A 21395-nucleotide genomic window follows, 5' to 3' on the forward strand; every position below is an offset into this window, starting at 1 on the left:
ATCAGTGTTGAATATTTGCTGCAAATAAGCTAAAACTGTCTTCATTTCTAGAATTAACTGCACTGTAGAGATAAAAATTTTATCTACTTAACTTCACTTTAACCTGTGTTCTAACGTCCTTTTAAAACTACCAGTATCCAATTTTCAAATGTGCACCAAACTGCATTCATTAAAAATGAATAACTCTTATTTGGGGTATTGATCAATAGTTTTATTAATTTTTTAAACTCCTCTTACCCACTTTTTATTCTGTTCATTATGAATAGGACTTAGCGTAATATACGTAAAACTTCATGTTTTGCCCATTAATGAGTATATTGTAGACTCGCTGATATTTAAGCCAAATTTTCTTAAATTCTCATTTCTTTTATAGCAATATTAGAATTCTTTTGAATTATACTTCAACTCATTCAAGTTGACTCTGGTTTAATCTAATTTTTTACAATATTGAAGAGGAACAAACAATTTTACTTCTCTTTCAAGTTTAGGTGCTTTATCCATGCAGTTAAGCTGTTCTTAAACATATTTTTGCTACAGCTGTTATACAGTGTTTTTTTCTTCAATTACAGCATTTAGTTTTTTTGTAGCATATACGCTATTTTATACTTCTTTCAGCATTTCTTTTGCTGATTTCATGACTTTTTCATCCAATAATCTCAATTTCAATATCACTTTAATTTCGTTATTTTACCATACTTCAGTATGGTCCCTTTTCTATTATTGTCTATCTGTTCTTTAATATAGTGGAAACTAGTATCACTCAGCAATAAAACAACTCTACAATATCACTTATTTGACTCGCTAATACTAGAATAAATATAAGTTTCTCTATTTTACCAAATATAGCAAAAAATTTAAAATCTAACATAAAAATCCTTAATTACTTGTTTCGTAGTACTTCTTAACTAATTTATTGAGTAATCTTACACCGAAGCCCACTGCCCCTTTGGGCGAAATATCAGTACCTTTTTCATGCCAAGCTGTGCCTGCAATATCTAAATGTGCCCAGCAAGTATCATTTACAAAACGCTGTAAAAACTGCGCAGCCATTATGCTATCTCCACCAAAACCTGAAGGAGCTATGTTTTGCACATCAGCAATCGGTGAATCGATAATTTTATCGTAAGTTTCATTCATAGGAAAACGCCATAACTTCTCATTTACCTCGCTCCCTGCTTCAATGAGACGATTTGCTAATTCATCGTTATTGGAAAAAAGACCAGCATATTCGTTATTCCCAAGCGCAACTACTATAGCACCAGTTAAAGTTGCAAGATCAATCATAAATTTAGGCGCAAATCTGTCTTGTGTATACCACAAAGCGTCTGCAAGTATAAGTCTTCCTTCTGCATCAGTGTTTAACACTTCTATTGTCTGTCCAGACATTGAAGTTACTATATCACTAGGTCTTTGAGCATTACCATCCACTGCATTTTCTGCAAGTGCAACCACGCCAATTGCATTTACTTTTGCTTCTCGCCCAGCTAGAGTGCGCATCACTCCAACCACAGCAGCAGAGCCTGCCATATCATATTTCATTGACTCCATACCACGTGAAGGTTTAAGCGATACTCCACCAGTATCAAATGTTATACCTTTACCCACAAAAGCTATCGACTTTTGTTCCTTAGAAGCCCCATTCCATTTTATCACTACCAATTTCGGCTCTTTATTACTTCCTTGTGCTACTCCAAGCAAAGCTCCCATTTTTTTCTTTTCCATTTGCTTTTTACCAAGTACTTCAACTTCAAGGTCAAATTTAGCAAGTTCACTTTTTATACGGTCAGCATAGGACTCTGGATACAAAACGTTAGGTGGTTCAGTAATGAAAGTACGTGCAAGAAATACACCTTCACCTTCTTGTCTTAAATGCTCAAATAATTTCTCAACATTTTTTAACTGTTCATCCTTTGCTAGTACAATAATCTCCTCTACTTCTGTAATTTTTTCATCTTTCTTAGTTTTATACTTATAAAACTTAAAACTACGCAGAAATGCACCGTATGCAATATTTTCTGCACTTCCTTCAATTGAAATTGTTGCCTGTTTAATCCTTAATCTACCTAATTCACAATATATTTTACCACCAATACTTAATTCCTTATTTTCATCTAATTCATCTCTCTTACCAAGCCCAACAACTATAACATTCTTACCATCTGATGAAGTAACGGAAAAAAATTCACCAAAGCTGCCATTGAAGCTACTAAACTTCTTGATGTTATTCATAATCTGCTTATCCTGCAGAGCCATGCTATTATTTATGGACTCATCATCTTCAAACAAACCTATCACTAGTGTTTTAAAATTAGGTAAAACTTTAGAAATTGTTATTTTCATTATCCATAGCTCCATACTTAACAAGGGTAATATTTACCAGAATAGCCGAAAAATACAAGTTTTATTTTTTACCGGAAAATTTATTATATCTATCTAGATAATGTTAAACGTGTAGCCTTTAATAGGCTGATTATTATAAGAAAATAGCGCTATCAGAAGGTTACTCACTATAAATCTGCCTGATCTAGCAAAATTTGGATCAAGTTGATTACCTTTTATATCCCCACTATAATGGCTTACGTCACGTGAATTCGTGTGCCATATCAGAGAAATTAGAGTCAAAACTTTTTAGCCACACATCAAAATCATATATTTTCGGAGTTTTAATACAGTTGAGCAAAACAGGTCAGCTACAAACAACGGTAAATTGAGCACAGCTTATAGCAAAAACATTAAAAAGATGTTTACCACTCCACATCAAAAATAACCATGAGTTCACAAGACTACATAATCTAAAGCATCTTTTGCCTATTCATCAAGCAAGGCTAAATCTAAGCTTTTTTTATAAACCAAGTGCTTTATTACTTAACTTCTCTTTTTCAAAAGATATTCTCCAGCAAAACCTTATTGCACTCTATTTCTTTCTTTAAATTTATTAATACCAATAAGCCACATCTACCTGTGATTGCACTGATACTAAAATATAGCCTTAAGAGAAGAAATGAGCAAAGCTACACTTGAATACAGTAACCTTTCCTTTTTTTTGAGACATACTTCCACACATACGAAATTAAGAAATGTATAACATGAAAAAGTAAGCAAAAAATCAAGCCTCCTTCAGGACTTTCTTGTAAACAATATTCCCAAATTAAGTACTTACACCAGAAAGCACACTAATACTCACATATAGTGTTGTACTTTTTCCCCACACTTTTAAGACAATTAATCTTAAGAGCCCTGACGAGTTTTGCATCTCGGCTTTATTTTATTTATAATGTAAATCTTACCGCCCCTTTTCACAACTTTACAATTTTTATCTCTGTTGCGGTGAGACTTCAATGACCCTTTGATTTTCATATGTATTTCAGCATTAAATTATCTATATTATGGCCATCTATAAAAAGAGAGTCAATTAATAAATTATCTACATCCTATTAAAATATTGTATAATTGTTGCTGATACTTCCTCGATCGACTTTTGTGTTACATCAATAATTGGCCAGTTATTTTTTTTAAAGAGTTCCTCTGCTTTTTTAATTTCCTTTTCTACTTTCTTGGGATCAGCATACATATTATTATCTTCGTTATTAATTGAAGTAAGCCTATTTTTGCGTATTTCTACTAGCATATTTACATCTATTGTTAACCCTATTGTCAGTTTATTTTTTAATTTAGATAAGTTAATGTAAAAGGGTACTTCACCGATAAAGGGAATATTTGCAACCTTATAGCCACGATAAGCCAAATACATACTGGTGGGAGATTTTGACGTGCGTGAAACTCCAATCAAAATTATATCTGATTTATCAATATCTTGAACATTTTGTCCATCATCATGATTAATAGTGTAATTTATGACCTCAATGCGCTGAAAATATTCAGCATTTATCTCAGTATACAAGTCTAGCTTTTCGTCTTTTTCAATTTCAAGATAGGACGAAATCTCCTTAATAATATGGGACAATATTGCTCTATAGGGAATTTTCAATTTCACACAGTTATCTTTTAGATATTTCCTCAGCTCATCATTAGTAATGGTGCATATAACAAAGTTATGCTCATTACTCTTCTTATTGATTTCCCCCAAAATTTTATCAACTTGTTCTCCTTCTTTCACAAAAGACCAAACATATTCAACCGTTTCTACAGAACGAAAGTGTTTTAGAGCCGATTTTGCAACTGATATAACAGTCTCACCACTCGAGTCCGATACTAAGTGTAAATTGAGCTTTTTAAGAGTCATGTTTTAAGTAATATCATGTTAAATAATAGTACAGATTTAAGCAACATGCTACTAAAATTGCACAAACATAAAAACAGAGAATCTGGATTAATAATTACTTGATAAACTTCTCCAGCTTCCCTATCGCAGTCCTAAAGTTATTCATTTATCTTTAGTCTGCTATTAAAGCGTTTAAGATAGTAAAGAACACTAAAAAATAGATAATGAATAAACTAGTCAGCAGAAATTCCTTTACCTTTTTTACTTAATAAATTTCCTAAGTATCTGTAGCTGAAGCAACTTAGGAGCAAACAAGAATGATATCCTTCAACATGTAATATTGCAATCCAAACTTGATACTAAGTTAGTAAGCATAAAAGTAGCCAATCTCATATTAAAACATAGCTTTTTAATGACATTACGTGAAAGCTAGATCGTACTAATTTTCTGCTTATGTAAACATAGACACTATCTTATTGATAAAGCTCAAACTAATTGATAGATTCTTACATAATTATTCTTAAAGTAAATGTCTTCATTAAAGTCTAAAAATTTCTCTTCTTTTGCTAAGAAAGCTCTGCCTTGGCTTGAAGTTATTTGTTTTACATGTTTTTTAGTCGGAATGTTTTTAGCTTTATTTTTCTCTCCAGAGGATTATAAACAAGGAGAAATTGTACGCATTATGTATCTTCATGTGCCTTCCGCATGGCTTTCCCTCGGAATATATGAATTAATTGCATCACTCAGTTTCATTTCTCTAGTATGGAGTAACGGCATTGCCAGCGTCTTGGCACATGCTGCTGCTCCTGCAGGGATGGTCTTTTCTGCAATATGTTTAATCACAGGCAGCATCTGGGGAAAAGGAACTTGGGGTACATGGTGGGTGTGGGATGCAAGGCTTACTTCAATGCTGATTTTATTTTTTTTATACGTTGGATACCTTTCATTGTGGAGCGCCTTTGACAATGAAGAAAGAATTAAAAAATCAGCAGCAATATTTGCCATCTTTAGTGCTATAAATATTCCTATAGTAAAATTCTCTGTGAATCTGTGGGCCACTCTTCACCAACCAGCAAGTATTCTCAGAAAGGGTGGAATAGCAATAGAAGGTTCTCTATTGTTACCGTTAATTGCAATGTTTACATTTTATATCACATTTTTTTTAGTAGTGTGGGCATTGCATTCACTTTACCTGACTAATTTATATAAGATAAAGAGAGAGATTAATGTACGTTATTAACTCTACTATAAATGTACAATATATAACTACTTTCTCTGTGTCATTGCTTGCTTTATAAAGCTTCATGTAAATACTCTTTTTTTTAAAAAAATTTAGAAAAATATTCTATATCAGCTGCAGTATTGGGCTTTAGTAAAATTTATAATAAGTTCAAGATTAACATAGCATTCGATCTAAAAACACCACATCACCTTGTTAGACTAGCTGAAGTTACTAAAGATCCTATTCAAGAATTAGCAAGAAGGTTAACCACAAAAAGAATTGGATGTGAAATAGAAAAGATTGCACTAGCCAATATTATTAATGAAGAGGATATAGACTGTGAAACACAGTGCTACCTAAAAAAGCGAGAGGACATAAACTGAAATATGACATTACTTACTTAAAAAACTTTACTAAAATAAATTTCCCCCAATCTTCCACAAACAACAAGATCAAGAATTATAAAGGCAATAAATGAGCTATTCACAACTGATTTAATTAAATTTGATAAACTATTACTTAGCAGATTTTTAAAAAATAGAAAACTATTAAAGGAGCATAATTATTTGATTGCAGAACAAGAAAGAGAGGCAATAAACTTGCATAAAACGCTCTCAAATAAAGCAACTTTATTACAGGCTTTATTATAAAAATATTCCCATTTTATATACAATCAAAGTACATAATAGGATTTAGTTGAGGTAAGTATGATGGCAGATATATAATCTCAATTCTTTTAGAAAGAAAAACAACTCTTGCTCCTGATACTTACTAATAATCTCACTAGTTTTTTACTCTTCCTTCATCTTGTTCATTGCAAATTGGTTTTGCCATAATACATGAAAACTTCATTTTTACATATTATGTTGTACTATAGATTTGCCAATTCTCATTTCTTTAATGGTAATATTAGGTTTCCTTGCATCTAGACTTCAATCTAGTTTTTACAACATCGAGATGGAAGTAAATAATTTTACTTCTTCTTCAAATTTTAGGTGATTTATCCATATAGTCAGTGCTATTCTTGAAATGCAACATATTTTTGCTACAGCTATTATACTGTGCTTTTTTACTGCAATAACAGCATTTAGTTTTTTTGCAATATATGCGCTATTTCACACTCCCTTCAACATTTCTTTTACTGATTATACGACTTTTTATCCAATAATAAGGCAGGTTTTATAAAAGCCCTATTGATTCAGGTAAAAAGACAGAAGAACTTGAAGGAATAATTACATGTAAGATTTTAAACGATGAAATTATGGCGCGAATCTGTTTGTGACCAAACACAAAGAAACCTTCGATACAAATAACATCCTTTATGTATCAATAACACTATACCCTTTCACTGAAATTTGTAATCTATTACTATATTTAAATATATCAAGCAGTAATTCAAAAGACTTATTCTCAGCAACTGTACTTTTTGCATTATTGTATGCAAGGTTGAATAGCTTTTTATCCTTGTATAAATCAGCAAACTTAAATCCCATGCACCTTGATTATTTTAGGCCTAGGATATTCTCCATTGCCTCTTAGTATCATATCCTTTTCAGCAATGAAAAACCCATCCTGTGAACTGCACATGATTTTTAATCTTGAAAATGAGCTTTTACTTGAGTAATCATACAATAATACACAAAAAGAAGGTTTATTTTCTCGTTCTACCTCTTAACTGATGTAATTGCGACAGTCTAAATCGTTCTGACATTTTTCTACTATCATAATAATTGCATCTGGTATAGAGATACCAACTTTTATCACAGTAGTTGCAACAAGAAAAGGAAACTCATTCCTTTTGAAGAAAACATAACTTGATCTTTCTAATCTTGAGTTAATTTTTCATATATTATCCTAACTTTATCAAAAAATGTCTTTTGTAATTCTTGAAAGCGCATCTCTACTGCTGCAATATTGAGCCCTTCATTTTCTTCTATATATGAACAAATCCAATACGCTTTTTCGCCTCTATTTATAGCACTTTCTAGTTTTTCAATAAACATCTGCAAAACAAAAAGTATATCAGCATTTTCTCCCTTACTTATCACGCAGTTTCTCTGCATCACTTCAAATCTTTGTTGCTCATCTATAACTGCAAGCCCTAAATTTTTAAATATAACACTAGCTTGAAATAGTGCGTAAGTACCGATTATTATATTCAAAATACCACTTACAAGTTCGTTTGTAATAATCCTTCTTTCCTTGAAAGTAATTTTATCAGTAAGTAAAGCAACTTTTATATCGGTACAAGATAATGTCCCCCAGATTCAGTTATAGTACTGCTCTGCCAAGATAGTAGTTGGTGCCCATCAAAGCTGCTTGCATGTTATTTTCTATCACATTTAGCATCATAAAAAGTGCAATTACAGTCTTGCCATTACCAACATCACCTTGCAGTAAACTTGCCATATAGCATTTGGATTTTTGTCTCTCTGAGATTTTATCTATTGCACGAATTTGATCACTTGTTAATCGAAACGACAATTCATCTAAAACTTGCTCTTTATATTTGTTGGATATTGCAAATTCTCGTCCCCTTTTTTTATATAACTTTCTCTTGCAAGTTTAAGCGCTATCTGATATGTAAACAATTCATCACGAGCAAGCCTTTCTTCTGCAATCTTCTGCTTCTGCCAATAAGGCTAGTCTATGCAGCTTTATGATGCTTTCTTTCCAACTTAGCCATTTATTTTTTTTAACTAATGTATCACCTATCCACTCTGGCAAGTCAGGCAACCATTTTAGATTAGAGTCTATTACGTTCTTAATACTCTTGTTAGTAATACTGCGACATAATTGGTAAACTGATTTTATACAAGCTATTTCTTTAAATTGATTGGTGTCAAGCAATACGTAATCTGGGTGAGCAATTTGCCAGTGCTTAATAAATTTTTCGAATTTACTACTGATAACCACATCAGCTACAACTGAAAATAATCTGTATAAATACTTAATTGAGTAATTAAAAAAACTATAAATATACAATTACCTTCACTTGCAACGACTATTTTACATGTCCTGCTCCCAACCTGAGCATCAAATAGTGACTTGCTTCTATCTACATAACTGAGTGGTCTATAAAATAGCAGGTCCAACACTTTATTTTCCACCGCAAAGTTTAGGCAGTATTCCTAAATGGAATCTAGATACGCCTTTTAAATTGCCATTTTAAAAAGTCAGCACATCTAGTTGCTTATTGATATTCATACTGTGTAAAACTGTTTATTAATCTTCTTAAAGTCCTGCCCCTATATAGTTAAGCTATGCACTATTTTCTATCATAAAATTTATACTAGACATGCTTATTAAATAATTAATAATTTTATATATTATTATATCATTAGCAACCTATATCAAGATATTAATAAGGAAAATCGAGTATTTACGCTAAAAGCTCAGGTAGAAAAACTTGATTTTAATAAGTTAAAAGCTCCAAAAAGCAATAATTAGTGCATTAATAAAAATGAAGCTAATACTAATTCTTATTTTTAGTGGTCAAATAAGTAACATTGCAGAGTTGCTTAATTGTGGAGTGAGATAAATTTGCATAAAGCACTCTCAAGCAAAGCAATTGTATTATAAACTTTATTGTGCAAAATGTTCTGTTTTATATACAACTAAAATCTCTCAATAAGATTGAGCTCAGGTAAATATGGTGGTAGGTATATATAATCTCGATATTTTTAGGTACTTTTAAATTTTTGACTTATGCCGATTAGCAAAATCCATGATAAGAAAAGCTTCTCATATTCTTAAATATTATAACATTTATTCAAGAAATATGTTCGTACAATTAGTGTTGACATTAGGTACAAATAAGCCAGAACTCTCTTCATTTTTAGGATTAATTGCACTGTAGAGACAAAAATTTTATCTACTTAATTTTACTTTAACCTATGTTCTAATGCCACTTTTTAATTATTCATGTTTAACTTTCGAATATGTGTAAAACTGCGGTTCATCAAAGAAAATAACTCTTATTCAGGATACTTATACCAATTCTCACTATACAAATAACAGATGGACAATAATGAAAAAGAAGCCATACTGAAGTAAGTAAAACAATCAAATTTAAATGACATTAAAATCAAAATTACTAGATGAAAAAGTCATAAAATCAGCAATAGCGCACATTTGAAAAAAATTAAATACTGTCATTATAGCAAAAAGCACAGTATAAATGAAGTTTTCGTATATCACGCCAAGATCAATTCGCAATGAACAAGATGAAGTAGATAAGAAGACTGAAAAAACCTAATAAGACTATGATAGAGAGGTTTCTAGCTTATTTGTACCTAATATCAACACTGATTGTACAAACATTTTTCTTAAATAAATGTTGCAATATTTAAGAATACGAGAAGCTTTTCTTAAATAAATTGCTTTATTTAAGAGCGATTTATGCAAATTTATTACCTCTCTTTCCTACTTTACAATGTCACTTATTTGACATACCAACAATGAGAATTGGTATCAGCAAGATTCACACTTAAATCCTAAGATGGAAAAGATGGTGTGACATATATAAGGATAGTAAATTATCCTTTACTGTTTTTAAGAGATTAAAGGATTATAATATAAGTGATAAAAGCTTATTTTTTATCATGAAAAGAATATTCCAGAAATTAGGCAAAAAGCTTAGATTCTTTTAAATAAAGATAGAGCACGGGCTAAGCGATTTGCTGGAAGCAAAAAACCCACAGATGTGAATCCTTAAACAAGGAACATGAGACTTGACTTTGACAACAATTAAAATATCTCAAATCCTATCAATTTTTTTGCACAGTCAATTACTTCAGAATTTGGAAATTGGTTTTTAAACCAGGTATACTGACGTTTTGCGTAATGCCTTGTATTTGTTTGAGCGATTTGTATCGCCTCACTTAAAGTAATCTTACCTTTTAAGTACTTTATAATTTCTGGTGCTCCGTGCACTTTCATAGCTGGCAAATGCGGAGCTAGTTTCATGCTAAGCAGTTTTTTTACTTCGTCAACTGCCCCATTTTTAATCATTGTAACAAAACGGGAATTTATTTTTCGGTATACGCCCTCACGTTTAGGCAAAACTACATACATCTTAAAATTATCAAATAAAGGGGGCTGTTTATTTTCTTGCCATAAGAAAATTGACTTGCCAGTCGCAGTAATAACTTCAAGTGCCCTTGAAAGGCGATGCGAGTCATTTGCGGATATTTTACCTTGAATTTTCGAGTCTTTGCTTAGCACTAATTTATAAAACTCCTCTTTACTTAAATTTTGCCTGAGTTCATTTACATTTTTTCTTATTTCCTCACTTATTTTTGGTATTACTGATAAGCCCTTGATTAAACTGCTAATATAAAGCCCACTTCCTCCAGTAAGAATAGGCATTCGCGCATTTTCTAACGCGCAATCAATTTCTCTTTTTAGGTCTTCTAGCCATAAACCCACAGAATAATTTTCTTTTACTGAAACATAACCATATAGTTTATAAAGCTCTTCTTGCTTTGGTGGCTGAGCAGTGATTATGGGAATTTCTTTGTACACTTGCTTTGAATCACAGTTTAGTATACTAATATTTCTATACTTTTCTATCAAGTCATCACACAATTCTGATTTACCTGAAGCTGTAATTCCTGTAATAATTATTATTCTATTTCTCATTAGTATTAATTTAATTAACGTATGGTAGGGTGTAGTAAAAATTTAGATTATGCAATCTAAAATTTGGAGATTTTTATGGTAGAAAACAACGAGGATAATTCATTTATTAAGCGTTTCGCAAATAGGAGTTCTAATAGTACAGGAGGAAGTTTTTCTAGTAAATATTCATCTCAAAATACTAAAGCACGTGCACTAGAAGAGAGAGGAAAAATTTCCCAGTTAGCAAGCAAAAAAATTGAATCGAAAGAAATTTTTTCTGAGAGTATTAACATAAAAGGCAAAAGCAGAACTGTCAATGAAAGATCTTTTGCTGATGCAACAAGAAGAAGTAGGTCAGATCTCATATATTTAGTCCGTGGTAAAGACCGTGGAAGATCAGCATGGCACTATGTATTAGTTGATAAAGACAAGAAAGAAATGTTTCTCGCAAAAAGTAGAACTGGTTCTATGGATGTTGCAGATTACGGAGAAGTTTTATACTCAGGATGGGGAGAGGATCCGTCACCAGAGATAGTTGATAAAATCAATGAAGAATTTGGAATCTAGCAAATTTGCAGTAAACTTATAATATTCACACTAACTAGAAGTGCTAGTAAAGTTCAATATAAATAACTATTCAACTACTTATGCAAAAGGCTAATCTGATCGCTAAGTTTAGCTATATGATAGCTAAAACAATAAATGCAATACAGAATAATTTGCTAGTCTGTTTCCCAACAGAGACAGTATATGCTCTTGCTTGCAATGCACTAGATAGTGGAGCTATCGAAAAAACATATCAGGTAAAGAAACGCTCTCAAGATAAGCCACTATCTATATTTGTTAGTGATGTTCACAGTTTAGCAAAAATAGCAAAGCTAGAGGGAAAATATATTAATTTAATAAATCACTTTTCTCCTGGACCAATTACCTATATTTTACCGCTTAAAAATAACAACATATTGCCAAATAGATTCTTTAAAGGTACTATAGGAGTAAGAATACCTGATCATCCTATTGCAATTTCAATATTAAATAGGCTAAAAACTCCAATAGTTGCAACCAGTATAAATATTTCGGGAGAAAAAAGTGTGTGTAAGGCAAGCGATATACCTCAACCTATTAAGCAACATTTATCTGCAGTGATTGAAGATGATGAATTAGTTTCTAGTACAGAATCTAGTATTATTGACTTAACTGTGGATAAGGTTAAGATTTTAAGAGAAGGTACAATTTCATTGCAAGCAGTAAATAATATGCTTTCGGACTGAAATCTATAAAAAAAGAATGAAAAAAGTAATAGGTCATGATCAAGCCAAAAAAAGATTGATGGATAACTTATCTATTCAATCCTGGTTAATTTGTGGTAAAAAAGGTATAGGAAAAGCAACGCTCGCAAAATCCTTTTCCAATTGGTTTCTTGTAAAAAACTGCAATGAAGCAGCACTGGACTTACACATTGTTGAAGGTGATATCATTGGAGTAGAAAAAGTGAGAGAAATGAAAAATTTTCTGCACTTAAGCCCTATTCAATCAGAATACAAGATAGCTATAATAGATAGCCTAGAAGCAATGACAAACAACGCTAGAAATGCAATATTAAAAGTATTAGAAGAACCGCCAAAAAACTCAAAGATATTCATAATTAGTCATAGGCCATACAATATACAAACCACTATTCAATGCAGGTGTTTTCAGCTGAACTTACTGCCATTAACTTATAATGAAACGAAGCAAATTGTTTTATCTCAGTGTAAATTAGACAGTAGCACATTTGAAGAAATCATTACTTTATTTCCAGGAATGCCAGGAATAATAATAAATACAATAAGTAGTGATACTTATAACTCATATAAGTGCTTTTATAAATTCCTTCATAATTTAAAAAATCCTAATGCCATTAATAAAGTAATTAATAGCGAAATTGAACTGGAATTAGCATCATATATAATTCAGGCCTTCATTCTAGAAAGAATAAAGAGAAAGGTCCACAATATCGAAATCTTACTTAGTCAATGGAGAAAAATAGATGAACTTTTTTCTGCTGCTGGACAGCTTCACTTAGATAAAAAGCACGTTTTAACTAACGTAGTTAATATCGTAGCATCAGTTTATGAAGTATAATATTTTCAATATAAATTTATAATTAAATTTCGTTAATTTAATATTTCAAGCATTGATCTGACTAATAGTAAATTAACTGTACGGCAATCAATTTTGTATCTAATTGTCAACATTGATTGTATCAATATATTTTTTTAATAAGTGTTGCAATAGAAGTCTTAATAAAGCTGTACTGATACCAATTCTTATTATTAATAAGGCAAAATAAGTAACATTTAGGCACTTTTAAATTTCTTAACTTATGATAACTAGCATAATCCATGATAAGAAAGATGTCTCATGTTCTAAAATATTGCAACACTTGTTCAAAAAATATATTCATACAATCAGTGTTGATAATTAGATACAAATAAGCTCCCTCTCTGCAGAGGCAAAAATTTTGTCTACCTAATTTTACTTTAACCTAATGTTCTAATGCCCCTTTTTAATTACTCATGTTCAACTTTCAAATATGTATAAAACTGTAGTTCATCAAAGATGAATAACTCTTCTTATTCAGAGCACACTTACCAATAGTCTCATTAATTTTTTAACTCTTCCTTTCTACCTTCATCTTGTTCATTGCAAATTGGCTTTGGCGTAATATACAAAGACTTCATTTTTTGCACATTACAACGTAATGTAGACTTGCTAACATTTTTCAAAAGCCAAATTTCTTCTGAATTCTTACTTTCATTATTCAAGAAGCCTTTCTTATTATGGATTTTGCTAATGGACATAGTCAAAAAATTTAAAAGTACCATTACTAGAACGCTTTATATAAATTTATTACCTCTTTTTCTCGCTCCGCAATTAAACAACTATGTAATGTCACACTTATTTAACCAATTAACAATATGAGGACCGGCATAAGGCATGCAGAAAGAACTAAACTGAATTAAAAATATAGTTCAGATCCGAATGTAACTTTAAAGAAAGGGAAAGAGTTATAGAATCGTATTTACAAAGCAAATTTTTAAGCTAAACAAATGCAATTAATATAGCTACTTTGCCAAAAAATTGGCTATCACATATTCAATAGTGAGTTAGTTGTACGCGCAATTACATTACAAAAGAGGAGACAAGAATTACTAGAGTATTTCATTACCTTAAAGGTGTTAAATTAAATGAAGGCGATTATAAACTAAAGTTTTATAATATTTTAGATTATGATCAACAATATTCTAACGTTTTAGATGAATATAAGCTTGTGGATTTTAGTAATGTAGAAAAGATTTATATAGTCTAAAATTTAAGGAATATGTTAATCACACACCTAAATTTTTACCACGGAAGGAGCTATTGAGCCCAAGTTTCAAAATCATTCAGTCGACTTATTTGGATAGTTAAAGGTGGTAAAGACAGAAGTTCTTGCTGATGAATTTGGTTATTTTAACCAAGATAAATTACATTATTATAATAATAATAAAAGTGTAAAAAGTGACATTTATCATCCTAAAATTTCAGCGTAAAGATGATAAATGTAGATGTGAGTAAAATCAACAAATTCTATTTTATAGCTGGATAAGATGATATAATCATTCATCCTGTTTTGAGAAATTTAAATATATTTTAAAATTTTTAGGGTTTATTATTATAATAATAATTCAATAGTGCTTTACATTATGGAAGATAAGCTGCGTGAATCAGTAAAAAATAAGAGTTATTTCAGTAAAGCAATTGAATGGTACTGTCATAAATATCTATTTTGCGTAGCAGAAAGATCTTGGATGGCGCTGATAGTATTGTGCCTCTTAGTGTGTCTGTGCCTATTACTATTAAATATATACTTATTATTCCCTATTAAAAAAGATTTAAACTTCGTGAAGTATGTAAGTCACACAGAGGATGAGTTTTCTGTAATACGTAAGCTTAGTTTTAAAAAAGATGAAGATGAATACACTTCTGTAGCAAGATACTTAATGAGTAAATATGTCGAAATGTATGAATCTAATAAAGTTGTTGAGCCATGGTACCAGAAAAATTTCATAAAAAACAACTCTACACATAAAATCTACCAAAACTTTCAGAAAAAAATGAATGATGAAGCTGGTGATTTGCCTTCATCTAAAAGAAAAATTTTCAACATAAATGTAGTAAAATTGTCCATTGACCGATCAATCAAAGATTTAGTCACGTTTGTTGGAAATGCTACTGTGATTTTCATAATCGAGCAAGATAAGAAAACAAAGGATCAAACTATTGAGATTAGCTTTACTTTGTCAAATATAAAAGCAACTCTAGCTGGTATAATACCATTTAAATTTATTGTTAATGATTATGAATATAAGTAATCGCGCGTTAAAGTAGTGCCCGTTTAATGGAGCTTAAAACGGGTGCAAAACTTTTTCTATGATATCCTGTAACACCATAAAGATTTATGGCACTTATGTGCTCCTTTGTTCCATATCCTTTATTCTTATACCAGTTATATTTTGGATATTGATTATGCAATTCTTGCATCAATTGATCTCTTGTCACTTTTGCAACGATTGAAGCTGCCGCAATTGATATGCTCAAATTATCGCCGTTTATTATGGACTTCATTTTCCATCTTATTTTAGGTGGCTGATTACCATCAATTAGCACGTAATCTAACTCTACACCTAATTCTACCAACGCACGTTCCATTGAAAGTTTCGTTGCTTGCAAAATATTATATGAATTTATTTCTGCTACACTTGCTATTCCTATACCAAATTTTGCAATGGATGTTATTTTTTCATATAGGATTTGCCTATTTCTAGCGGTCAATTTCTTTGAATCGTTAATTTCTTCAATGACCATACTTCTGCTAGGGAATATTACAGCCGCAGATATTACTGGACCAGCTAGTGCCCCCCTTCCAACTTCATCTACTCCTGCTATCACTCCTGATAATTTATTTTCTAATGTAAAATCAGGATATGCCATAAGCTTCTATAACAAAAAAGTAACAGTGAAAACTGAAAAGATAACAGTAATTATCAAAAATTTTATAACTATCTCGTTTTCTGACCATCCTTTCTTTTCAAAATGATGGTGTATTGGTGTCATAAGAAAAATCCTTTTTCCCTTTCCATACTTAAATTTTGTATATTTGAAGTACGATACCTGAATAATAACAGATAAAGTCTCTATCACAAAGATTACTCCAATAATAGTAAAAAGCATTTCTCTTTTAATTAAAATACTAGTTAATCCTAGAGCTGCACCAATTGATAAACTGCCAATGTCACCCATAAACATTTTTGCTGGATGCGTATTAAACCACAAGAAACTTAAAGTCGCTCCTATAAACGCGATGCAGAACAGGATAATATTTATATCTGCTTGAGTCATATATGCAATTAACCCCAAAGAAACAAAAGAAATAATGATTTGAGTTGCTACAAGGCCATCTAGGCCATCTGTTAAGTTTACAGCATTAGAAGAACCAACCACTACAAATGCAGCAAATGGAACATATAGGTAGCCAAAGTCGATCATTACCCTTTTAAATAGAACCGTTTTTGCAAAATCTTCAGCAAAGCTGAGCTTAAATACAAACATGCTAACCAGTGCAATAATAAATTGGATGAGTATTTTGGTTTTCGCGCTTAACCCTCGATCGCTATTTGCTTTTAACTTTAAATAATCGTCAACAAATCCAATTAGAGCAAAGGATAGAGTTATAGACACTAGCAATAAAATCTCTGGCGTTAACTGAACCAAAAATAAAATTGATAATAAAGAAGAAGTCAGTATTACTATTCCCCCCATGGTAGGTGTATTTCTTTTTGTAATTAAATGACTTTCTGGATTGCATAACCTGATAGGTTGTCTATTTTTGCTAATTTTTTTTAGAAATTTTATAAAATAAGGGAAAAGAATAAACCCAAGAATAAATGAAGTGAAAAATATTTTTGCAAGTAACTTCATCTATCCATTTAAACTAACTGATTTAATATCATATCTGATACTCATAAATATATCATAACGCAGAGATATTGGTAATTACTCTACTAATATCTCTCTCTTTCCTGAGTAATTTGGAGCGCTGATAATACCTTCTTTTTCCATTTTTTCAACAATATTTGCAGCCCTGTTATAGCCTATTCTAAGCTGTCGTTGAATGTAACTAGTTGAAACTTTTTGATCCCTTTGAATAATAGCTATTGCTTGCTTATATAAAGCATTCTCTCCATCTTCTATTTCACCCTCTAATTCTGCAGAAGAATCTTCTTTTGTGATTTCCTCTATATAGTTTGGTTTACCTTGCATTTTTAGATGATCAACTATATTTTGCACTTCTGCATCACTCACAAATGGACCATGAACTCGCATAATCTTACCACCAGAGGCCATATAGAGCATGTCACCCATACCGAGCAATTGTTCAGCACCTTGTTCACCAAGTATTGTCCTGCTATCTATTTTAGAAGTGACAGCAAAACTGATTCTCGTTGGAAAGTTCGCTTTTATCACGCCTGTTATCACATCCACAGATGGACGTTGTGTTGCTACTATAATGTGTATTCCTGCAGCACGAGCCATTTGAGCTAAACGTTGAATAGAACACTCTATTTCTTTACCAGCAACAAGCATCAAATCTGCCATTTCATCTACAATTACTACAATATATGGAAATGTCTCCATCTTGATTGGTATCTTTTCAAATAAGGGTTTGCCTGTTATTGAGTTAAATCCAATCTGTACAACACGCTCTAATTCTATCCCACTATTCATTGCTTCTATGATCTTTTGGTTATAGTTTATTACATTGCGTACATTCAAATATGACATCATACGATAGCGATTTTCCATCTCTTTTACTATCCACTTAAGAGCAATAACAGCCTTTTTTGGCTCTGTTACTACCGGCGTTATTAGGTGTGGTATTGCATCATATATTGAAAGCTCAAGCATCTTTGGATCGATCATTATCATCTTACACGCATCAGGACTTAATCGATAAATAAGTGAAAGAATCATAGTGTTAACTGCAACTGATTTACCTGATCCTGTAGTCCCAGCAACAAGCAAGTGAGGCATTTTAGCCAGATCAGCAACAACTGGTTTCCCACTTATTTCTTTACCAAGTGCAATTGGAAGGTTTAAATTTACATTTTGGTACTCCGATGATTCAAGCAAGTCACGTAGCATAACGATTTCTCGTTCCTTGTTTGGGAATTCTATTCCCATAGCATTTTGTCCACGAATTATTGAAATACGTGTAGATAATGCACTCATTGAACGTGCAATGTCATCTGCGAGGCCAATTACTCTTGCAGATTTTGTACCAGCTTGTGGTTCAAGCTTATATAAAGTTACAACTGGCCCATAACACACACTAATAATTTTTCCTTGTATTCCAAAATCACTAAGGACTTGCTTCAGCAAAAATAAATTTTTATTGCCCTCCACCTCATTCAGCTGGTCTATCTGTAAAGATTTTTCTGCTTTAGAAAGTAAGTGAATGCTTGGAAACTCAAACTCATTAGAAGATTTAAAGATCTCTTCAATAACTTTCTTCTGCATTTCTTTTGGTTGCTGTTTAGTAGTAATTTGAGCTCTGCATTTTTTATCCACTACTAATGGTGCAGTCAGATACTCAGCAACTTTATATGACCTAAAAAACAGAACCCTTACAAAAAGAGAAGCTGCTTTTTTACATAAGAGGAATAGCAAGTAAACCGTTCTCCTCCAACCAATTAACCCTATAATACCTATTAACGTTGCTATCATAAATACGTAAAAAGGGCAGTTATTAATTAGTGCATTTCCTATTACTCCACTGTGCATATATCCAGCAGTAATGCCCAGTGAAAGTTGTGGTAATATAGCACATATTCCTATATTGATTAATATTGAGTAGAGAATTTTCAGTAGCCTTCCTGATGATTTAAAGATCAAAAAATAAACTATAGTGGTAGCTATTGTAACACTAATTAATCCAAAAAATTGAACTAATATATCAGCTAAATAAGAACCTACTATTCCACCTAAATTTGTTACTTCTCTATCTGTGACTGTGTTTAAGGATGGATCTTTATAATTATAACTAAAAACTGATATATATATGTATATCAAAAGTGATAAATATATTACTGCTTTTAGATATTTTTTTAGCATCTACTTAAAGTAGTAAGTTATTGTATATTTTACAAAGTGAATCGCTATTAGCAATATCATTACAGATAAGTCCAACCCATTGAGTGGTTGTATATACCTCCTGATAACTTTCAGTGGTGGATGGATGAGCAGATTCAAAGCGTGCATTATGTTGCTTAAAACTTCGTTATACATGTTTACTATATTAAGCTTGATCAAGCAATCCAGAATAATCCAACATATTAGAATGAAGCTATAAAGATCAAGCAACATGTTCAGTAAATATATGATTGGATGCATGCGTGTCCATTATATGAAAATTATATAAAAGATAAGTATTTAGGAATTTTAAATCAACCCCCCCTTTCCAAGTTCAATATGTTATTTTAACATAAATTAGAGAACTTATCAGAAAAAGTAGCTTCGTATGACTATATCTATAAAATTTTGGCAGCAAGTCTGACAATCCTATCTGCTTATTTTTTTATTTATAGAGTATATTTTCAAACATCCTACAAATAACTACTTATCACGCAATTGGCCTATAGATATAATACTATCATTTGATGAATTCTCAGTATATTTCTCACTTTTATATTCTTTGTCAGAATCTATACTGATTTTATCAAATATTAAAACATCTCCTGAAATTTTATCATAAAATTTCCCAATAGCAAAAAACGGCACGGTGACTTGCTCTTGTTTTCCGCAAAAACTCAAACCAACACTAAATCTATCCTCAAAAATTTTCAAATTATAAAATTGATGCTGCAATACAATAAGCATTTGAGTAGGATGTAACTTTCTTAAGTAATTTGGTATGACAACACTATTAAAATACGTGAAAAATAATATTTCTAAATGAGGAGTAAAGCTTTCACATGATATAATCGTTAAAGCCTTTTTGATAACTTGAAATTTGGCAGAATTGAGTGATTTCTTATAACTTACCTTATCCATATAAATCTTAAACATGTGAATTTTGGGAAACTTCTGTTACCCGGCGTTCCCTAAACCGTGCTTATAGCAATGCAGTTATAGTGCTTAAATTAAGCAGCTACCGCAACATCGTTTTCAGCAGCAAAATTATCGTTTGCATTTAAATTATGAACTCTTAGCGGTGGTATCTAACCGAGCAAAGTTACCATCTTTACTATGTATGTCTACTCTTAATTCGCCCCCATGTAAATTAAAAATATGGTGGAGGCGCCGAGCACTGCCCTCGGGTCCAATACACTTATTATAAGGTAATTTTATTGCCATAGCGTATCAAAGTACACCTAGTCATTGTATAGCAATATTTAATAAATGTCAAGATACTTAACTTTAAGTTAATTGATAGCTTAAATAAAATTAAGATTTTCAGAAAGAGAATTACTTTGCCTGCTTACCGATATAATCATAATTACAGCAGAGATATTCGTACCAATTCTAATTGTTAATTAGTAAAAAAAAGTGACATGGCATTGAAATCAAAATTATTGGATGAAAAAGTCACGAAAAATGCTGCAATCGCAGCAAAAAAAACACGGCATAAACAGCAGTAGCAAAAATATGTTGCATTTCAAGAACAGCACTAACTGCATAAATAAAGCACATAAAATTTGGAAGAGAAAAAAATTACTTACTCCACCTTAATGGAGTAGAAAAACTAGATTGAATCAGAGTTAATTTAAACAAGTTGAAGTATGGATACAAGAGAATACAATATTAACGTTAAAGAAATAAGAATCTAGAAAAAAATCTGGCTTGAATGTCAATAAATCCTGCAGTATACCGTAATATGCAAAAAATAAAGTTTTATAAGAAAACAGATTAAAATAAAATTAGGTAAATAAAATTTTCATTTCTACAGTGCAGTTAATTACAAAATGGAGAAAATTCTAGACGTTTGCACCAATTGCAATATTTAAGAACACGAGACATCTTTCTTGTCATGAATTGTGCTAGTTAGCATAAGTCAAAAAATTTAAAGTATCTAAAAATATCAAGATTATATACCTATCACCACCCTTACCAGGGCTCAATCCTATTAAGAGAGATTTTAATTGTGTATAAAAAAAGCCTGTAATACAATTGCTTTACTTGAGAGCACTTTATGTAAAGTTATTACCTCTTTTTCTCACTCCGCAATTAAATAACTTTGCAATATCA

Annotated in this window: 18 protein-coding genes, 1 other RNA gene and 1 pseudogene; 7 read left to right on the forward strand and 13 right to left on the reverse strand. The window is 31.3% G+C overall.

Translation table 11 applies throughout. The annotated features are described in order from the left end of the window. Positions 1-876 precede the first annotated feature (876 nt). The 4 genes from GOY07_RS02605 to GOY07_RS02615 all read right to left on the reverse strand — a co-directional run bounded on the left by GOY07_RS02605 (position 877) and on the right by GOY07_RS02615 (position 4243). Positions 877-2340 (reverse strand): leucyl aminopeptidase, encoded by a 1464-nt coding sequence (locus GOY07_RS02605; RefSeq protein WP_246224353.1) that lies wholly within the window; start codon positions 2338-2340, stop codon positions 877-879. 93 nt (positions 2341-2433) lie between these two features. After that, complete coding sequence (locus GOY07_RS04365; RefSeq protein ID WP_246224354.1) at positions 2434-2622, reverse strand: peptidase associated/transthyretin-like domain-containing protein; 189 nt, start codon at positions 2620-2622, stop codon at positions 2434-2436. Between the two features lie 606 nt (positions 2623-3228). Then, the gene (gene ykgO / locus GOY07_RS02610; protein ID WP_175838011.1) at positions 3229-3357 is read right to left on the reverse strand and encodes a type B 50S ribosomal protein L36; all 129 of its coding nucleotides are present in this window, start codon (positions 3355-3357) and stop codon (positions 3229-3231) included. A 67-nt stretch (positions 3358-3424) separates the two neighbouring features. Further along, positions 3425-4243, reverse strand: coding sequence for a pyruvate, water dikinase regulatory protein (locus GOY07_RS02615; RefSeq protein ID WP_175838013.1), 819 nt, complete (start codon positions 4241-4243; stop codon positions 3425-3427). A gap of 508 nt (positions 4244-4751) precedes the next feature. On the opposite strand from GOY07_RS02615, the gene ccmC reads away from it, so the two are divergent. Then, positions 4752-5462: a heme ABC transporter permease CcmC gene (gene ccmC, locus GOY07_RS02620; RefSeq protein ID WP_175838014.1), complete on the forward strand. Its 711-nt coding sequence runs from the start codon at positions 4752-4754 to the stop codon at positions 5460-5462. Between the two features lie 122 nt (positions 5463-5584). After that, entirely contained in the window at positions 5585-5827 is a 243-nt protein-coding gene (locus tag GOY07_RS02625) for a hypothetical protein (protein WP_246224355.1), read from the forward strand. A 936-nt stretch (positions 5828-6763) separates the two neighbouring features. On the opposite strand, the pseudogene GOY07_RS04680 reads toward GOY07_RS02625, so the two are convergent. Together GOY07_RS04680 and miaA are read right to left on the reverse strand one after the other, a co-directional pair. Beyond that, a pseudogene (locus GOY07_RS04680) lies at positions 6764-8573 on the reverse strand (ATP-dependent DNA helicase RecG). 1620 nt (positions 8574-10193) lie between these two features. Then, complete coding sequence (gene miaA / locus GOY07_RS02635) at positions 10194-11087, reverse strand: tRNA (adenosine(37)-N6)-dimethylallyltransferase MiaA (RefSeq protein ID WP_175838016.1); 894 nt, start codon at positions 11085-11087, stop codon at positions 10194-10196. A gap of 75 nt (positions 11088-11162) precedes the next feature. Between miaA and GOY07_RS02640 the strand changes: the two genes are divergently transcribed. The 3 genes from GOY07_RS02640 (at position 11163) to GOY07_RS02650 (ending at position 13190) form a co-directional block, all read left to right on the forward strand. Then, positions 11163-11633: a hypothetical protein gene (locus tag GOY07_RS02640; protein WP_175838018.1), complete on the forward strand. Its 471-nt coding sequence runs from the start codon at positions 11163-11165 to the stop codon at positions 11631-11633. A gap of 116 nt (positions 11634-11749) precedes the next feature. Further along, the gene (locus GOY07_RS02645; protein ID WP_175838020.1) at positions 11750-12337 is read left to right on the forward strand and encodes an L-threonylcarbamoyladenylate synthase; all 588 of its coding nucleotides are present in this window, start codon (positions 11750-11752) and stop codon (positions 12335-12337) included. Positions 12338-12353: 16 nt separating this feature from the next. After that, positions 12354-13190 carry a DNA polymerase III subunit delta' gene (locus tag GOY07_RS02650; RefSeq protein ID WP_175838022.1) on the forward strand — a complete coding sequence of 279 codons (837 nt, stop codon included), beginning with the start codon at positions 12354-12356 and terminating at the stop codon, positions 13188-13190. 521 nt (positions 13191-13711) lie between these two features. On the opposite strand, the gene GOY07_RS02655 is transcribed toward GOY07_RS02650, so the two are convergent. After that, entirely contained in the window at positions 13712-13933 is a 222-nt protein-coding gene (locus tag GOY07_RS02655) for a hypothetical protein (protein ID WP_175838023.1), read from the reverse strand. Positions 13934-14794: 861 nt separating this feature from the next. Between GOY07_RS02655 and GOY07_RS02660 the strand changes: the two genes are divergently transcribed. Continuing rightward, positions 14795-15463, forward strand: a complete 669-nt coding sequence (locus GOY07_RS02660; protein WP_175838024.1) for a VirB8/TrbF family protein — start codon at positions 14795-14797, stop codon at positions 15461-15463. 7 nt (positions 15464-15470) lie between these two features. Here the strand turns inward: GOY07_RS02660 and GOY07_RS02665 are convergent, their stop codons facing one another. The 6 genes from GOY07_RS02665 to ssrA all read right to left on the reverse strand — a co-directional run bounded on the left by GOY07_RS02665 (position 15471) and on the right by ssrA (position 20560). Continuing rightward, positions 15471-16082 (reverse strand): ribonuclease HII, encoded by a 612-nt coding sequence (locus GOY07_RS02665; protein ID WP_175838025.1) that lies wholly within the window; start codon positions 16080-16082, stop codon positions 15471-15473. A 6-nt stretch (positions 16083-16088) separates the two neighbouring features. Beyond that, on the reverse strand, positions 16089-17069 hold the full coding sequence (gene mraY, locus GOY07_RS02670) for a phospho-N-acetylmuramoyl-pentapeptide-transferase (RefSeq protein WP_175838026.1): 981 nt from the start codon (positions 17067-17069) through the stop codon (positions 16089-16091). A 75-nt stretch (positions 17070-17144) separates the two neighbouring features. Next, positions 17145-19262 (reverse strand): DNA translocase FtsK, encoded by a 2118-nt coding sequence (locus GOY07_RS02675; protein ID WP_175838027.1) that lies wholly within the window; start codon positions 19260-19262, stop codon positions 17145-17147. Further along, a complete protein-coding gene (locus GOY07_RS02680; RefSeq protein ID WP_175838028.1) occupies positions 19263-19541 on the reverse strand; it encodes a YggT family protein in 279 nt (92 codons plus the stop codon). 222 nt (positions 19542-19763) lie between these two features. Beyond that, positions 19764-20201, reverse strand: coding sequence for a ClpXP protease specificity-enhancing factor SspB (locus GOY07_RS02685; RefSeq protein ID WP_175838029.1), 438 nt, complete (start codon positions 20199-20201; stop codon positions 19764-19766). A 21-nt stretch (positions 20202-20222) separates the two neighbouring features. Beyond that, positions 20223-20560: a transfer-messenger RNA gene (ssrA, locus tag GOY07_RS02690) on the reverse strand. A gap of 166 nt (positions 20561-20726) precedes the next feature. Between ssrA and GOY07_RS04215 the strand changes: the two genes are divergently transcribed. Next, positions 20727-20879 (forward strand): hypothetical protein, encoded by a 153-nt coding sequence (locus GOY07_RS04215; RefSeq protein WP_218938961.1) that lies wholly within the window; start codon positions 20727-20729, stop codon positions 20877-20879. Positions 20880-21395 lie beyond the last annotated feature (516 nt).

It is taken from the genome of Wolbachia endosymbiont of Litomosoides sigmodontis, from assembly GCF_013365435.1.
GTDB lineage: Bacteria > Pseudomonadota > Alphaproteobacteria > Rickettsiales > Anaplasmataceae > Wolbachia.

Excerpts from the sequence above, each read along its gene's own strand:
- GOY07_RS02605 (WP_246224353.1), bottom strand. The coding sequence starts at position 2,340 with ATGAAAATAACAATTTCTAAAGTTTTACCTAATTTTAAAACACTAGTG.
- GOY07_RS02660 (WP_175838024.1), top strand. The coding sequence starts at position 14,795 with ATGGAAGATAAGCTGCGTGAATCAGTAAAAAATAAGAGTTATTTCAGT.
- GOY07_RS02680 (WP_175838028.1), bottom strand. The coding sequence starts at position 19,541 with ATGCATCCAATCATATATTTACTGAACATGTTGCTTGATCTTTATAGC.
- miaA (WP_175838016.1), bottom strand. The coding sequence starts at position 11,087 with ATGAGAAATAGAATAATAATTATTACAGGAATTACAGCTTCAGGTAAA.
- GOY07_RS02645 (WP_175838020.1), top strand. The coding sequence starts at position 11,750 with ATGATAGCTAAAACAATAAATGCAATACAGAATAATTTGCTAGTCTGT.
- mraY (WP_175838026.1), bottom strand. The coding sequence starts at position 17,069 with ATGAAGTTACTTGCAAAAATATTTTTCACTTCATTTATTCTTGGGTTT.
- GOY07_RS02685 (WP_175838029.1), bottom strand. The coding sequence starts at position 20,201 with ATGGATAAGGTAAGTTATAAGAAATCACTCAATTCTGCCAAATTTCAA.
- ccmC (WP_175838014.1), top strand. The coding sequence starts at position 4,752 with ATGTCTTCATTAAAGTCTAAAAATTTCTCTTCTTTTGCTAAGAAAGCT.
- GOY07_RS02650 (WP_175838022.1), top strand. The coding sequence starts at position 12,354 with ATGAAAAAAGTAATAGGTCATGATCAAGCCAAAAAAAGATTGATGGAT.
- GOY07_RS02640 (WP_175838018.1), top strand. The coding sequence starts at position 11,163 with ATGGTAGAAAACAACGAGGATAATTCATTTATTAAGCGTTTCGCAAAT.
- ykgO (WP_175838011.1), bottom strand. The coding sequence starts at position 3,357 with ATGAAAATCAAAGGGTCATTGAAGTCTCACCGCAACAGAGATAAAAAT.
- GOY07_RS02655 (WP_175838023.1), bottom strand. The coding sequence starts at position 13,933 with ATGGTACTTTTAAATTTTTTGACTATGTCCATTAGCAAAATCCATAAT.
- GOY07_RS02615 (WP_175838013.1), bottom strand. The coding sequence starts at position 4,243 with ATGACTCTTAAAAAGCTCAATTTACACTTAGTATCGGACTCGAGTGGT.
- GOY07_RS04215 (WP_218938961.1), top strand. The coding sequence starts at position 20,727 with ATGAAAAAGTCACGAAAAATGCTGCAATCGCAGCAAAAAAAACACGGC.
- GOY07_RS02675 (WP_175838027.1), bottom strand. The coding sequence starts at position 19,262 with ATGCTAAAAAAATATCTAAAAGCAGTAATATATTTATCACTTTTGATA.
- GOY07_RS02665 (WP_175838025.1), bottom strand. The coding sequence starts at position 16,082 with ATGGCATATCCTGATTTTACATTAGAAAATAAATTATCAGGAGTGATA.